Raw genomic sequence first — 14729 nt, forward strand, 5'->3', positions numbered from 1 at the left:
GGACAGATGCGTGTTGGTGTGCTGACCGGCGGCGGTGACTGCCCGGGCTTGAACGCGGTCATCCGCGCGGTGGTCCGGAAGGGGATCGAAAAGCACGGGTGGGACATCGTCGGCTTCCGTAACGGCTGGGCAGGCCCGGTGACCGGGGACAGCCGTCCGCTTGGCCTGGCCGACGTGGAGGACATCCTCGCCCGCGGCGGCACCATCCTCGGGTCGTCGCGGACCAACCCGTACAAGGACGACAGTGTCGACAAGATCCGCGCGACGCTGCGCGACCAGGGCGTGGACGCCCTCATCGCGATCGGTGGCGAGGACACCCTCGGCGTGGCCAAGCGGCTCACCGACGACGGGATCAACGTCGTCGGGGTGCCCAAGACGATCGACAACGACCTGGACGCAACCGACTACACGTTCGGCTTCGACACCGCGGTGCACATCGCGACCGAGGCCATCGACCGGCTGCGCACCACCGCGGAGTCGCACCACCGGGCGCTGGTGGTGGAGGTGATGGGCAGGCACGCGGGCTGGATCGCGCTGCACTCCGGCCTGGCAGGCGGGGCGAACGTGATCCTGGTGCCGGAGAAGCCGTTCAGCGTGGACAAGGTGGTCGAGTGGGTGCTCCGCCGGTTCGAGCGGGAGTACGCGCCGATCATCGTGGTGGCCGAGGGCGCTGTGCCGGAGGGCGGCAAGGAAGTGCTGCACTCCGGGGAGCGGGACGCGTTCGGCCATGTCCGGCTGGGCGGTGTCGGCCAGTGGCTGGCCGAGGAGATCGCCGATCGGACCGGCAAGGAGTCGCGCGCCGTGGTGCTCGGCCACACTCAGCGCGGCGGCACGCCCACCGCCTACGACCGGGTGCTGGCCACCCGGTTCGGGCTGCACGCCGTGGATGCAGTGGCCGACGAGGACTGGGGCACCATGGTCGCGCTGCGCGGCACCGAGATCGTCCGGGTGAAGCTGTCCGAGGCGACCGCGAAACTCAAGGCCGTCCCGTTGGAGCGCTACGCCGAGGCGGAGGTCTTCTTCGGCTGATCACGGCCCGGTCCAGGCCCGATCCCGATCCGGTTCCGGTTCTGCCACGGCCCGGTCGCGCGGTACGGCGTGGCCGGGCCGTTCGCCGTGCCCGGCCGCCGTCCGTCCGCCCGGCCACGCTGCTGCGCTGCCGCCTGCCGTGGTGCCGCGCCGTGCCGTGGCGCGAATCGCCGGAGGGGCCAGCCCGAGCCGGGCGCCGTGAGCCCCACGGGTAACCTTCGGCCCGTGTCGCGCAGCTCTCCTGGCCCCACGCCCGGCCGTCGTCCCAGCCGGACGACGCCGATGCCGTTGACGACCCTGCTCGCCAGGGCCGACGGCAGGCTGATCGCCGACCACGACGCGATGGACACCGTGGTGACCGGAACGACGCTGCGGGCCCACGAGGTCCGCCCCGGCGACCTGTTCGCCGCGGTGCCGGGGTCGCGCGCGCACGGCGCGGACTTCGCCGGCGAGGCGCTGGCCGCGGGTGCCGTCGCCATCCTCACCGACGAGGAAGGCGCGGCCCGGCCCGCCGTGGCCGACGCCGGGGTGCCGATCCTGGTCCATCCCGAGCCGCGTGCCGTGCTGGGGGAGGTGGCGGCGTGGATCTACGGTGAGCCGTCGCTGCGGCTGGCCGTGCTGGGCATCACCGGCACGTCGGGCAAGACCAGCACGGCGTACCTGGTCGAGTCCGGCCTGCGCGCCGCGGGCCTGACCACCGGCCTGATCGGCACGGTGGAGACCAGGGTGGCGGGCGAGGTGCTGCCCAGCTCGTTCACCACCCCGGAAGCGCCGGACCTGCAAGCGCTGTTCGCGGTGATGGTCGAGCGGGGCGTCACCCACTGCCCGATGGAGGTCTCCAGCCACGCGCTGGCCATGGGCCGGGTCAACGGCACCAGGTTCACCGTCGGCGCGTTCACCAACCTGTCGCAGGACCACCTGGACTTCCACCACAACATGTCGGACTACTTCGCGGCCAAGGCCAAGCTGTTCGACGGCCGGTCGACCACCGAAGTCGTCGTGGTGGACAGCGAGTGGGGACAGCGGCTGGTGACTCCGCAGACGATCACCGTCGCGCTGGATGCCGGTTCGGGCGCGATCTGGACCGCCACGGACCTGATGACCTCGCCGACCGGGCAGCAGACGTTCACCATCCACGGACCGGACGGCCTGCAGCTGGCCGCGCAGCTGCCCATGCCCGGGGAGTTCAACGTGGCGAACGCGCTGGTCGCCGCGGCGATACTGCACGCGGTCGGGGTTGAACCGCAGCACATCCGGCGCGGCCTGGCCGAAGTGCAGGTGCCCGGCCGGATGGAACGCATCGACGTCGGCCAGCCGTTCACCGCGGTGGTCGACTACGCGCACAAGCCGGCCGCGGTGGCCCAGGCGCTCGACGCGCTGCGGGCCAGGACCACCGGTCGGGTGATCACGGTGCTGGGCTGCGGCGGCGACCGGGACCGGGGCAAGCGGCCGCTGATGGGGGAGGCGGCGGCGCGGCGCAGCGACGTGCTGATCGTGACCGACGACAACCCACGGAGTGAGGACCCGGCGGCCATCCGCGCGGCCATGCTGCAAGGGGCGCGTGCGGTGCCCGCCGAGCATCGTGGTGAGATCACCGAGATCGCCGACAGGGCGAAGGCGATCCAGCACGCCGTGTCGCTGGCGCGTCCCGGCGACGTGGTGTTCGTCGGCGGCAAGGGCCACGAGACCGGCCAGGAGATCGCGGGTGAGATCCACCCGTTCTCGGACCGGGACGAACTCACCGCGGCATTGCGAGGAGTAGTGCAGTGATCCCGTTGACCTTGGCCGCCGTGGCGGAGATCGTCGGCGGCCGGCTTCACCGTGCCTCCGGGGACGAAGTCGTCACCGGGAGCGTGGAGTTCGATTCCCGCAAGGTGACCACCGGTGGCCTGTTCGTCGCGCTGCCCGGCGAGCGGGTGGACGGCCACGACTTCGCAGGCCAGGCGGTGGCCGCGGGCGCGGCGGGCGTGCTGGCCGCCCGCGAGGTGGACGCCCCGGCGGTGATCGTGCCGCCTGCGCGGCCCGGTTCGCACCGCGGATCGGTGGCGCTCGCCGGGGACACCGACGGATCCGGCGCCGCCGTGCTGCAGGCGCTCGGGCTGCTGGCCAGGCACGTGGTGGACGCGCTGACGCCGGGCGGGCTCACCGTCGTCGGGGTGACCGGCTCGTCCGGCAAGACGTCCACCAAGGACCTCATCGCGCAGCTGCTGGAGCCGATGGGCCCCACGGTGGCGCCGCCCGGCTCGTTCAACAACGAACTGGGGCACCCGTGGACGGTGCTGAAGGCCGACCACTTGACCAAGCACCTGGTGCTGGAGATGTCCGCGCGGGGGACCGGGCACATCGCGCATCTGGCCACCATCGCGCCGCCGCGCATCGGCGTGGTGCTCAACGTCGGCACCGCGCACGTGGGCGAGTTCGGCTCGCGGGAAGGCATCGCGCAGGCCAAGGGCGAGCTGCCCGAGGCACTGCCCGCGGCGGCCGGCGACGGCGCCGGAGGCGTCGCCGTGCTGAACGCCGACGACCCGCTGGTGGCGGCGATGGCCGAGCGCACCGCGGCCAGGGTGGTCCTGGTCGGCGAGTCACCGGCGGCACACGTTCGCGCCGAGCAGGTCCGGCTCGACGAGCTGGCTCGTCCCTCGTTCCGGCTGGTGACCGAGCACGGGCAGGCCGACGTGCGGCTGCCGCTGCACGGCGAGCACCAGGTGGGCAACGCGCTGGCCGGTGCCGCCGTGGCGCTCGAACTGGGGGCATCGCCGGAGGAGGTCGCCGAACGGCTGGGCGGGCTGCAGCTCCGGTCCCAGCAGCGCATGGCGGTCACCACCCGGCCGGACGGCGTGGTGGTGCTCAACGATTCCTACAACGCCAACCCCGAGTCGATGCGGGCCGCGTTGAAGGCGCTGGCGTCGATGAGCCGGGGCCGCCGGTCGTGGGCGGTCCTCGGTGAGATGGCCGAGCTGGGGGACGCTAGCGTGTCCGCGCACGACGAGATCGGTCGGCTCGCGGTGCGGCTGAACATCTCCCGGCTGGTGGTGGTCGGCGAACGGGCGGCACCCATGCACCACGGCGCGAGCCACGAGGGATCGTGGGGTGACGAGTCGGTGCTGGTGCCGGACACCGCGGCGGCGATCGAGCTGCTGCGCCGCGAGCTCGAGCCGGGCGATGTCGTGCTGGTGAAAGCGTCCAATGCGGCGGGTCTCGGCGTCGTGGCCGACGCGTTGCTGGACCCGGCTGGTGCGAAAGGTGCAACCGCGTGATCAGCATCCTGATTGCGGCTTCGATCGGCCTGCTGGTGTCGATCCTGGTGACGCCGTATCTGATCCGTGTCTTCGCCAAGCAGGGCTTCGGACAGGAGATCCGGGAAGAGGGCCCGGAGGGGCACAAGTCCAAGCGCGGCACACCGACCATGGGCGGGGTGGCGATCATCCTGGCGATGCTGGCGGGCTACTTCGCCGCGCACGGCATCCGCTGGGTGACCGGGGGCACCCCGGGCCCGACGGTGTCCGGGCTGTTGGTGCTGTTCCTGGCCACCGGGCTGGGCCTGGTGGGCTTCCTGGACGACTTCATCAAGATCCGCAAACAGCGCAACCTGGGCCTGAACAAGACCTCGAAGCTGATCGGCCAGTTCGTGGTCGCGGTCGCCTTCGCCGTGCTGGCCATCCAGTTCCCGGATTCCGAGGGACTGACCCCGGCGTCGCTGCACCTGTCCGACGTGCGGGACATCGCGCTGATCACGTTCCCGCTGCCGGTCTTCATCGTGTTCTGCTACCTGCTCATCTCGGCGTGGTCGAACGCGGTGAACTTCACCGACGGGCTGGACGGCCTGGCCGGTGGTGCCTCGGCGATGGTGCTGGGCACCTACGTGGTCATCTCGTTCTGGCAAGCCAGGCTCTCCTGCCAGGCCGAACCCCAGGTCGGCTGCTACGACGTGCGTGACCCGCTGGACCTGGCCGTGGTGGCGGCCGCCGCGGCGGGCGCGTGCATCGGCTTCCTGTGGTGGAACGCCGCGCCCGCCAAGATCTTCATGGGCGACACCGGCTCGCTGGCGCTCGGCGGCCTGGTCGCCGGGCTGTCGGTGACCACCAAGACCGAGTTGCTGGCCATCGTCATCGGCGGCCTGTTCGTGGTCGAGATGCTGTCCGTGGTGGTGCAGATCGCGGTGTTCCGCACCACCGGGCGGCGGTTGTTCCGCATGGCGCCGTTCCACCACCACTTCGAGCTGGCCGGGTGGGCGGAGACCACGGTCATCATCCGGTTCTGGCTGCTCGCCGGGATCTGCTGCGGCCTCGGCCTCGGCCTGTTCTACAGCGAGCAGCTGAGCGTGCTGGGTGGCTGACGTGGTCGACGCCGTGATCAGCGAGCTGGCCGGCCGGAAGGTGCTGGTGGCCGGAGCCGGGGTCACCGGGCGGTCGGTGGCCGATGCGCTCACCGAAGCCGGAGCGCACGTGACGGTCACCGACGCCGACGCCGGGCGGCTCGGCGGGCTGGCCGACACCGGGGCCACCCTCGTGCCGGCTCTGGCCGAGCCCCCCGAGGGCACCGACCTGGTGGTGACCAGCCCGGGGTGGCGGCCGGAGTCGCCGCTGCTGGTGGCCGCCGCGCAGGCGGGCATCGAGGTGATCGGCGACGTGGAGCTGGCCTGGCGGATCGGCCAGCGGCAGGCCAGGCCCCCGGTGTGGCTGGCGGTGACCGGCACCAACGGCAAGACCACCACGGTCGGGATGCTCGAGGCGATCCTCAAGGCCGCCGGGGTGCACGCGGTGGCGTGTGGCAACGTCGGGTTCGCGGTGCTGGATGCGGTCCGGGCCGGATACCACGTGCTGGCGGTCGAGCTGTCCAGCTTCCAGCTGCACTGGTCGTCCTCGCTTGCCCCGCGCGCGTCGGTGGTGCTCAACGTCGCCGAGGACCACATCGACTGGCACGGCGACATGGCCGCCTACGCGGCCGCGAAGGGCCGCATCCACGCCCGGTCGGACGTGGTGATCTACAACGCGCAGGACGCCACGTCGGTGTCGGTGGCCGTCGACCATGCCGGTGCGGAGGCCAAGCGGGTCGGTTTCAGTCTGAACAGTCCGCGCCCGTACGAGGTCGGCGTGGTGGAGGACCTACTCGTGGACCGCGCGTTCGTGCCGGACCCGATCCGGGCCGCCGAGGAGCTGGCGACGCTGGCGGATGTCCGCCCGCAGGGGCCGCACAACGTGGCGAACGCGTTGGCGGCAGCGACGCTGGCACGCGCCTACGGTGTACCGCCGGAAGCGGTGCGGGACGGCTTGCGTGCCTACCAGCCGGGCGCCCACCGGGCCGTGGAAGTGGCCGAGATCGACGGCGTCCGGTACATCGACGACTCCAAGGCCACCAACCCGCACGCGGCCGCGTTCTCGCTCGCCGCGCACCGCAGCGTCGTGTGGATCGCCGGCGGGCTGCTCAAAGGCGCCTCGGTGGACCAGCTGGTCGCCGACGTGGCCGAACGGCTCCGCGGGGTGGTGCTGATGGGCGCCGATGCCGACGTGATCGGCACTGCTCTTGCCCGACACGCGCCGGATGTCCCGGTCACCAGGGTGACTTCGGGTCACGATGAGCCCATGACCGCTGCGGTGGAGGCTGCGCGTGGGCTGGCGCGCTCAGGTGATGTCGTGTTGCTTGCTCCCGCTGCGGCGTCGATGGACATGTTCCGCGACTACGCCGCGCGCGGCGAGGCGTTCGCCGCAGCCGTGCGCGCGTTGCCGCAGGGGGAGCACCGCGATGGTGACAGCTGAATCCGGCTCTCGATCGTCGCGTGCCGCCGGCAAGGCGGGCACCGCTCGTGCCGCAGGCAGGGCGGGCACGGGCAAGGCCGGTATCAAGAACGGCGCGGGCAGGCGCGGTGGCGGGGGGAAGAAGGGCCGCAAGCAGCCCAAGACCAAGCTCGACAGGCTGATCACCGCGCTCAAGCCGCTCACCGCGTGGCTGTCCCGGCCGCTGGCCTCGTTCCACCTGGTGCTGGCCATCTGCGGCCTGCTGACCTCGATCGGCATCGTCATGGTGCTGTCCGCCTCGTCGGTGCAGTCGGTGGCCAGCGGCATGTCGCCGTACTCGGTGTTCTGGCGGCACGTGCTGTACGTGGGCATCGGGCTGATCGCGTTCTGGCTGGGGCTGCGCATGCCGCTGGCCGTCATCCGGCGGTTCGCGCCCATGCTGATGTTCGTCGCGGTCGGCCTGCTGGTGCTGGTGCTCACCCCGCTCGGGTCCGAGCAGGGCGGCACCCAGGGCTGGCTCAAGTTCGGCAGCTTCCAGCTGCAGCCGGTCGAGGTGGCCAAGATCGCGCTGGCCCTGTGGGGCGCGCACATCCTGGTGCTCAAGTCCCGCTACACGTCGTCGTGGCGGCAGCTGCTCGTCCCGCTGGTGCCGGTGTCGTTGGTGATGTTCGCGCTGGTGATGGCCCAGCCCGACCTCGGGGGCACGGTCAGCCTCGGCGTGGTGCTGGTCGCCCTGCTGTGGTTCGCCGGGGCGCCGCGCGGCCTGTTCGCCGGGATGATCGCGGGCGGAGCCATCGGCGTCATCGCGCTGGCTCTGATGTCCGACTACCGCATGGCCAGGGTGCTGTCGTTTCTGAACCCGGGGGCCGACGCTTCCGGCGCCGGCTACCAGGCGAACCAGGCGCTGTACGCGTTGGCCGACGGCGGTCTGTTCGGCGTCGGCCTCGGCCAGGGCGGCTCGAAGTGGCGCTACCTGCCGAACGTGCAGCACGACTTCATCTTCGCGCTGATCGGGGAGGAACTCGGTTTCGTCGGCTGTTTCGTGGTCATCAGCCTGTTCGCCGGGCTGGCCGTCGTCGGCCTGCGGATCGCCACTCGCAACGTCGACCCGTGGATCAGCATCGTGGCGGGCACGTTGACCGCGTGGCTGGTCTCCCAGGCGTGCATCAACATCGGCTACGTCGTCGGCCTGCTGCCGGTGACCGGGGTGACGCTGCCGCTGGTCTCCTACGGGGGGACCTCGCTCATCATCACATTGGGGTTGTTCGGCATCCTGGCCAACTGTGGGCGGCACGAGCCCACCGCGGTGGCCGCGCTGCGCACCCAGGGGCCGGGTAAATTCGGACGCCTGCTCCGGTTGCCCGCTCCGCCGCCGTACCGCAAGCCGGCGACCGGACGGCCGCAGCTGGGACGCCCGCGGCGCCCCGCGCGGCAGGCCACCAGGCGCACTTCGGCCAGGCCGGCCAGGCAAGCACGCCACACGCCGGCACGACGGGGAAGGTAGGAACTTCGTGACCGAGTCATCACCCGAGTCGTCACCGCAGGGCGAAGCGGCCGAGCAGCACCGTCGGGACCCTGCAGCCACCGGGCCGACGGTGGTGGTGGCCGGGGGAGGCACCGCGGGGCACATCGAGCCCGCGCTGGCGGTGGCCGACGCGGTGCGGCGGCTGCGCCCGGACGCCAAGGTCGTCGCGCTCGGCACCCCGAAGGGCTTGGAGACCCAGCTGGTTCCCGCTCGCGGCTACCCGCTCGAGCTGGTGCCGCCGGTGCCGCTGCCGCGCAAGCTGACCGTCGAGCTGCTGCGCATGCCCGCGAAGGTGCGCGATTCGGTGCGCAAGACCCGCGACGTGCTGGAGCGGGTCGGCGCCGACGTGGTCGTCGGCTTCGGCGGATACGTGTCGCTGTCGGCCTACCTGGCCGCACGGGGCCGGATCCCGATCCTGGTGCACGAGGCCAACCTGCACGCCGGGCTGGCCAACAAGGTGGGGGCCCGGTTCGCCGAGCGGGTGTTCGCCGCCGTGCCGGGCACGACGCTGCCCAGGGCCGAGGTGATCGGGATCCCGCTGCGGCAGTCGATCACCACGCTCGACCGGGCGGCGCTGCGCAAGCAGGCCCGCGCCGAGTTCGGCCTGGACCCGGACGCCCCGACGCTGCTGGTGTTCGGCGGTTCGCAGGGGGCGCAGTCGATCAACAAGGCGGTGTCGGCCGCGGCGAAGGCTTTCGCGGACGCCGGTGTCGGGGTGCTGCACGCGCACGGCCCCAAGAACACCCTGGTGGTGCAGGAGTTCCCGGGTAGCCCGCCGTACGTCCCGGTGCCGTACCTGGACCGGATGGACCTGGCCTACGCGGCGGCCGACGCGGTGCTGTGCCGTGCCGGCGCCATGACCGTCGCCGAGGTGTCGGCGGTCGGCCTGCCCGCGATCTTCGTGCCGCTGCCGCACGGCAACGGCGAGCAGGCCAGCAACGCCAAGCCCGCGGTGGAGGCGGGCTCGGCGCTGATGATCGCGGATGCCGAGCTGACCCCGGAGTGGATCGCCGAGCACGTCGTCCCGCTGGTCACCGACGCCGACCGGTTGGCGACAATGTCGGCAGCGAGTAAGGGACTCGGCCACCGGGAGGCGGACGAGGTACTCGCCAGGATCGCTCTGGAGGCTTGCGGTGGCTGACGGTTCGACGAACGGCACACCGGCCGCTGACGGCCGCCCCGACGGACTTCCCGACGTGCTCAGGCGCGCCCACCTGATCGGCATTGGGGGCGCGGGGATGAGCGGCATCGCGCGCATCCTGCTGGCCCGCGGGGCCACGGTGTCGGGCTCGGACGCCAAGGAGTCGCGTGCGTTTCTGACCCTGCGCGCGCAGGGCGCCACGATCGCCGTCGGTCAGCGCGCCGAGAACCTTGATCAGCTGCCCGAGCCCCCGACGGCGGTCGTCGTCTCGACGGCGATCAAGGAGACCAATCCCGAGCTGGCCGCCGCCCGCGAGCGCGGGATCCCGGTGCTGCACCGGGCCGAGGCGCTGGCCGAGCTGATGAAGGGCTATCAGGTCGCCTGCATCGCGGGCACGCACGGCAAGACGTCGACGACGTCGATGCTGACCGTCGCGCTGCAGCACTGTCGGCTGGACCCGTCGTTCGCCATCGGCGGCGACCTGAACGAGTCCGGAGCCAACGCCCATCACGGCACCGGATCGGTGTTCGTGGCGGAGGCGGACGAGAGCGACGGGTCGTTCCTGGTCTACGCGCCGCGGGTGGCGGTGGTGACCAACATCGAGCCGGACCACCTGGACCGCCACAAGACGCCCGAGGCGTACTCGGCGGTGTTCGACCGGTTCGTCGACCGCATCGTGTCCGGTGGCGCCCTGATCGTGTGCGCCGACGACGAGCCGGCCGCCCAGCTGGGCGACCGGGCAGCCGACCGCGGCGTCCGCGTGCGCCGCTACGGCCGTTCGGCCACCGGCGAGCACGACGCCCAGATCCTCGACTACCGGCCGCATACCGAGGACGGGGGAGTGGTCCGGGTCCGGATCGGTGGGCGTGAACTGGACGTCACCGTCGCGGTGCCGGGCGAGCACATGGCGGTCAACGCGGTGGCCGCCCTGCTGGCGGGGGTCGAGCTGGACGCTCCCGCGGACCAGCTGGCCGAAGGGCTGGCCTCGTTCGGCGGCGTGCGCAGGCGTTTCGAGTTCAAGGGCCGGGCGAACGACGTGCGGGTCTACGACGACTACGCGCATCACCCCACCGAAGTGGCCGCCCAGTTGCGCGCGGTGCGGCAGGTGGCCGGTTCCGGGCGTGTGGTCGTGGTGTTCCAGCCGCACCTGTACTCCCGCACCAGGATCTTCGCCGACGAGTTCGCCAAGGCGCTCGAGCTCGCCGACGAGGTGGTCGTGCTGGACGTCTACGGCGCCAGGGAGGAACCTGAGCCGGGCGTGTCCGGCCAGCTGATCGCCGACCGGATCACCGAGGCCACGGTGCACTACGAGCCGGCGTTCGACCGTGCCGCCGAGCTGGCCGCCGGCCTGGTGCGCCCGGGGGACGTGCTGGTGACCATGGGTGCCGGTGACGTCACCCAGCTCGGGCCGGAGATCCTGCGGGAGCTGGACGCGCGAGCAGCCGCCGGAGCGCCCGCCACGGGAGACTGACGGTGGCCACCACACGGCAGCGGACCCGGTCCCGGCCACCGCGATCCGCCGGTCGGCGCCGCAAGCGCCGCGCCGGGCGCTCGGCCGGCCAGCGCAACGCCGTCGTCGTGCTGTCGGTGGTGACCGTGATCGCCATCGCCTACCTGCTGTTCTTCAGCTCGCTGCTGGGTGTCTCCGCGGTCGAGGTCTCCGGGCTGCACCGGCTGTCCGAGGCGTCCGTGCTCCGTAAGGCGGGCGTGGCCAAGGGGACGCCGCTGCTGCGGGTGGACACCGCCGCGGCCGAGCGGCGGATCGCCGAGCTGCCCGAGGTGGCGGCAGTGACGGTCGGCCGGTCGCTGCCGTCGACCATCACCATCGACGTGGTCGAGCGCGTTCCCCTCGCCTACCTCAAGGGCACGGGTGGTGCGCAGCTGGTGGACCGCACCGGGAAGGCGTTCCACCGGGTGGACAAGCCGCCGAAGAACCTGCCCGAGCTGCGCCTGACCCGGCCGCGCCCGGCCGACCCGGCGACCAAGGCGGCCATGGCGGTGCTGGACGGCATGCCGGAGAAGCTGCGGGAACAGGTGCGCGTCATCCAGGCGGGGTCGCCGGACGACGTGCAGTTCACCCTGGCGGGCGGCAAGCGCGTGCGGTGGGGGAGCGCGCGGCAGGGCGCGGTCAAGGCGCAAGTGCTCGCCGCGCTGCTGTCGCAGCCGGGCACGGTGTACGACGTGTCCAGCCCGGAGCTACCCACGGTCCGGTGAACGCGTTCGTCCGGAAATCACAGCGGGCACGCGGCGTGGCTGCTGGATTCGACGCTACGTGATGCCTACCGTCCAGAAACACGTCGGAAGTTGACATAACTCTCAACCTCATGTAGAGGTTCAGGGTTTCCCGGCCGCTTCCGGCGGTGCGAAGTCAAGTGCTCAAGACCAGGAAGGCGGACCCGATGACGCCCCCGCACAACTACCTCGCGGTGATCAAGGTCGTCGGCATCGGCGGCGGCGGCGTGAACGCCGTGAACCGCATGATCGAGGTCGGCCTCAAGGGGGTCGAGTTCATCGCGGTGAACACCGACGCCCAGGCGCTGCTGATGTCCGACGCCGACGTGAAGCTGGACATCGGACGGGAACTCACTCGCGGGCTGGGTGCCGGCGCGTCGCCGGAGGTCGGCCAGAAGGCGGCCGAGGACCACCGCGAGGAGATCGAAGAGGTGCTCAAGGGTGCCGACATGGTGTTCGTGACCGCGGGCGAGGGCGGCGGCACCGGCACCGGTGGGGCACCCGTGGTGGCCTCGATCGCGCGCAAGCTGGGCGCGCTGACCATCGGTGTGGTCACCCGGCCGTTCTCGTTCGAGGGCAAGCGGCGCGCCAAGCAAGCCGAGGAAGGCATCCAGAAGCTGCGCAACGAGTGCGACACGCTGATCGTCATTCCGAACGACCGGCTGCTGCAGCTCGGTGACATCGGGGTAAGCCTGATGGACGCCTTCCGCAGCGCGGACGAGGTGCTGCTGTCCGGTGTTCAGGGCATCACCGACCTGATCACCACCCCTGGCCTGATCAACCTGGACTTCGCCGACGTCAAGAGCGTGATGTCGAACGCGGGCAGCGCGCTGATGGGGATCGGCTCGGCGCGCGGCGAGGGCCGTGCGGTGCAGGCGGCGGAGAAGGCGATCAACTCGCCGCTGCTGGAAGCGTCGATGGAGGGCGCGCACGGCGCCCTGCTGTCCATCGCGGGCGGCTCCGACCTCGGGCTGTTCGAGATCAACGAGGCGGCCACGCTGGTGCAGGAGGCCGCGCACCCGGACGCCAACATCATCTTCGGCACGATCATCGACGACTCGCTCGGTGACGAGGTGCGGGTCACGGTCATCGCCGCCGGCTTCGACAACGGCACGCCGCCGCACAAGAAGCTCGACCCGCCGACGGTCGGCTCGCGGAGCTCGAGCTCCACGGCCACCGCGCAGGCGGGCAAGCTCGGCGGCGGCCAGTCGAGCGGATCCACTGGGGCAGGCTCCACCGGCGGGCAGGCCGCGCCGGTGTCCAGCCGATCGCAGCAGGCAGGCACGGAGGGTCGTCCGGTGTCGTCGAACGGCCAGCAATCCGGCGGCGCCGGCACGACCGGCAACGGCATCCAGTCGAGCACCGGTCAGCGCGGCGGGCTGCCGCAGTCCCCGTCGACCCGCGGCATCGGCCAGCCAGCCGGCCGGGGCAGCCTGCCGTCGCGCGCGGTCCCGGTGACCGACTCGATGGACGACGAGGTCGACGTCCCGCCGTTCATGCGGCGCTGACCGGCCACCCGGCGCCGCTGCCCGGGTGCTGGGGCGGATCGGCCGTGTGGCGGCCGTTGCGTGCGCGCGGGTTAGGCTCGCGGACGTGCGAATCCGCCGCATCGTGACCACCAGGGAGGGCGGGAGTTCCGCCCCGCCGTACGACAGCTTCAACCTCGGCGACCGCGTGGGGGACGATCCCCGCGCGGTCGCCGCCAATCGCAAGCGGCTGGCCACCGAACTCGGCCTGGATCCGCGCAACATCGCGTGGATGGAGCAGGTGCACGGGCGCACCGTCACCGTCGTGGACGGGCCGCAGGATCGCTCGGCGGAGGCGACCGACGCCCTGGTCACCACGACGCCGGGGCTGGCGGTCGCCGTACTGGTCGCCGACTGTGTTCCGGTCCTGCTCGGTGATCCGGACGCCGGGGTGGTGGCCGCGGTGCACGCCGGCCGCGTGGGCGCGCGCATCGGCATCGTGCCGGAGACGTTGAAGGCGATGCTGCGGCTGGGCGCCAAGCCGGAACGGATCGAGGCGTTGCTCGGACCCGCCGTGTGCGGCAAGTGCTACGAAGTTCCCGCAGACATGGCCGCCGACGTCGACAAACACCTGCCGGGCAGCAGGACGACCAGCAGGCGGGGCACGCCGAGCCTCGACCTGCGCGCCGGTCTGTGGGAACAACTGGCCGCGGCAGGAGTCGGCCGCATCGGGGTCGACCCGCGGTGCACGATGGAGGACAAGACGTTGTTCAGTCACCGCAGGGAAGGCGTGACCGGCAGGCAGGCCGCATTGACGTGGCTGGAGCAGGAGTGACCGTTTCATCACGACGCCGAGCTGAGCTGGAGGAGGCGCTGCAGCGCGTGCGGCAGCGCATCGACGACGCCGTCAAGGCCGCGGGTCGCCCGCCGGGCAGTGTCGAGCTGCTCGCGGTGACCAAGACGTTCCCGGCCACCGACGTCGCCGCGTTGATCGATCTCGGGCTGAGGGAGTTCGGCGAGAACCGTGATCAGGAGGCGGCGGCCAAGGTCGCCGAGGTGGCCGCGCTGCGGCCGGACGCCGACGTCCGCTGGCACATGGTCGGCAGGCTGCAGCGGAACAAGGCGCGCAGCGTCGCCCGGTGGGCCGACGTGGTGCAGTCGGTGGATTCCGTGCGGCTGGCCGTGGCGCTCGCCAAAGCGGTGGCGCGCGCCAGGGAGGAGGGTCACCGGCCGGACGAGCCGTTGGACGTGCAGTTGCAGGTGAGCATCGACGGCGACCCGGCACGGGGCGGCTGCCCGCTGGACGAGATCGACCGGCTGGCTGACGAGGTCGCACGGATGAGTGACCTACGGATGCGTGGCCTGATGGCGGTCGCCCCGCTGGACTGGGAGCCGGGCAAGGCGTTCGCCGTGCTGCAGAAAACCCACGAACGCCTGCGCAAGGACCATCCCGAGCTGGTGGAACTGTCCGCGGGGATGAGTGGCGACCTGGAAGCGGCAGTGGCATGCGGATCCACCCGAGTGCGTGTCGGAACCGCGTTGCTTGGTCACCGCGCGTTAGCGTGACTGTAGTGGCCGGTGTGATCGGTTGGGGTCCCGGC

General features: G+C 71.9%; 12 protein-coding genes. All 12 read left to right on the top strand.

Annotation, left to right across the window (positions count from 1 at the left end):
- The first annotated feature begins 6 nt into the window (after window positions 1-6).
- The 12 genes from YWY_RS0114385 to YWY_RS0114440 all read left to right on the top strand — a co-directional run bounded on the left by YWY_RS0114385 (window position 7) and on the right by YWY_RS0114440 (window position 14694).
- Window positions 7-1029 (top strand): 6-phosphofructokinase, encoded by a 1023-nt coding sequence (locus YWY_RS0114385; protein WP_028848178.1) that lies wholly within the window; start codon window positions 7-9, stop codon window positions 1027-1029.
- 282 nt (window positions 1030-1311) lie between these two features.
- The gene (locus tag YWY_RS0114390; RefSeq protein WP_028848179.1) at window positions 1312-2799 is read left to right on the top strand and encodes a UDP-N-acetylmuramoyl-L-alanyl-D-glutamate--2,6-diaminopimelate ligase; all 1488 of its coding nucleotides are present in this window, start codon (window positions 1312-1314) and stop codon (window positions 2797-2799) included.
- Window positions 2796-4286 carry a UDP-N-acetylmuramoyl-tripeptide--D-alanyl-D-alanine ligase gene (locus YWY_RS0114395; protein WP_028848180.1) on the top strand — a complete coding sequence of 497 codons (1491 nt, stop codon included), beginning with the start codon at window positions 2796-2798 and terminating at the stop codon, window positions 4284-4286. The genes YWY_RS0114390 and YWY_RS0114395 overlap by 4 nt, the downstream gene beginning before the upstream one ends.
- Window positions 4283-5365 carry a phospho-N-acetylmuramoyl-pentapeptide-transferase gene (gene mraY, locus YWY_RS0114400; protein ID WP_028848181.1) on the top strand — a complete coding sequence of 361 codons (1083 nt, stop codon included), beginning with the start codon at window positions 4283-4285 and terminating at the stop codon, window positions 5363-5365. Before YWY_RS0114395 ends, mraY begins: the two co-directional genes overlap by 4 nt.
- A 1-nt stretch (window position 5366) precedes the next feature.
- On the top strand, window positions 5367-6785 hold the full coding sequence (murD, locus tag YWY_RS0114405; RefSeq protein WP_245566676.1) for a UDP-N-acetylmuramoyl-L-alanine--D-glutamate ligase: 1419 nt from the start codon (window positions 5367-5369) through the stop codon (window positions 6783-6785).
- Window positions 6772-8268 carry a putative lipid II flippase FtsW gene (gene ftsW, locus YWY_RS22125; protein WP_051310235.1) on the top strand — a complete coding sequence of 499 codons (1497 nt, stop codon included), beginning with the start codon at window positions 6772-6774 and terminating at the stop codon, window positions 8266-8268. The genes murD and ftsW overlap by 14 nt, the downstream gene beginning before the upstream one ends.
- A 7-nt stretch (window positions 8269-8275) precedes the next feature.
- A complete protein-coding gene (gene murG, locus YWY_RS0114415) occupies window positions 8276-9430 on the top strand; it encodes an undecaprenyldiphospho-muramoylpentapeptide beta-N-acetylglucosaminyltransferase (protein WP_084609260.1) in 1155 nt (384 codons plus the stop codon).
- Window positions 9423-10901 (top strand): UDP-N-acetylmuramate--L-alanine ligase, encoded by a 1479-nt coding sequence (gene murC, locus YWY_RS0114420; protein WP_051310236.1) that lies wholly within the window; start codon window positions 9423-9425, stop codon window positions 10899-10901. Before murG ends, murC begins: the two co-directional genes overlap by 8 nt.
- A 2-nt stretch (window positions 10902-10903) precedes the next feature.
- Window positions 10904-11644 (top strand): cell division protein FtsQ/DivIB, encoded by a 741-nt coding sequence (locus YWY_RS22130; RefSeq protein WP_084609261.1) that lies wholly within the window; start codon window positions 10904-10906, stop codon window positions 11642-11644.
- Between the two features lie 185 nt (window positions 11645-11829).
- Window positions 11830-13170 carry a cell division protein FtsZ gene (gene ftsZ / locus YWY_RS0114430; protein ID WP_028848185.1) on the top strand — a complete coding sequence of 447 codons (1341 nt, stop codon included), beginning with the start codon at window positions 11830-11832 and terminating at the stop codon, window positions 13168-13170.
- An 85-nt stretch (window positions 13171-13255) separates the two neighbouring features.
- Window positions 13256-13963, top strand: a complete 708-nt coding sequence (gene pgeF, locus YWY_RS0114435) for a peptidoglycan editing factor PgeF (protein WP_028848186.1) — start codon at window positions 13256-13258, stop codon at window positions 13961-13963.
- On the top strand, window positions 13960-14694 hold the full coding sequence (locus tag YWY_RS0114440) for a YggS family pyridoxal phosphate-dependent enzyme (protein ID WP_028848187.1): 735 nt from the start codon (window positions 13960-13962) through the stop codon (window positions 14692-14694). The genes pgeF and YWY_RS0114440 overlap by 4 nt, the downstream gene beginning before the upstream one ends.
- Window positions 14695-14729: the final 35 nt, after the last annotated feature.

Origin of the sequence: Thermocrispum agreste DSM 44070 (genome assembly GCF_000427905.1) — a bacterium.
GTDB classification, from domain to species: Bacteria; Actinomycetota; Actinomycetes; order Mycobacteriales; family Pseudonocardiaceae; genus Thermocrispum; species Thermocrispum agreste.

What these genes read in the sequence shown, in the direction of transcription:
- YWY_RS0114385 (WP_028848178.1), top strand. Translation starts at nt 7, where the DNA reads ATGCGTGTTGGTGTGCTGACCGGCGGCGGTGACTGCCCGGGCTTGAAC.
- YWY_RS0114390 (WP_028848179.1), top strand. Translation starts at nt 1,312, where the DNA reads ATGCCGTTGACGACCCTGCTCGCCAGGGCCGACGGCAGGCTGATCGCC.
- ftsW (WP_051310235.1), top strand. Translation starts at nt 6,772, where the DNA reads ATGGTGACAGCTGAATCCGGCTCTCGATCGTCGCGTGCCGCCGGCAAG.
- ftsZ (WP_028848185.1), top strand. Translation starts at nt 11,830, where the DNA reads ATGACGCCCCCGCACAACTACCTCGCGGTGATCAAGGTCGTCGGCATC.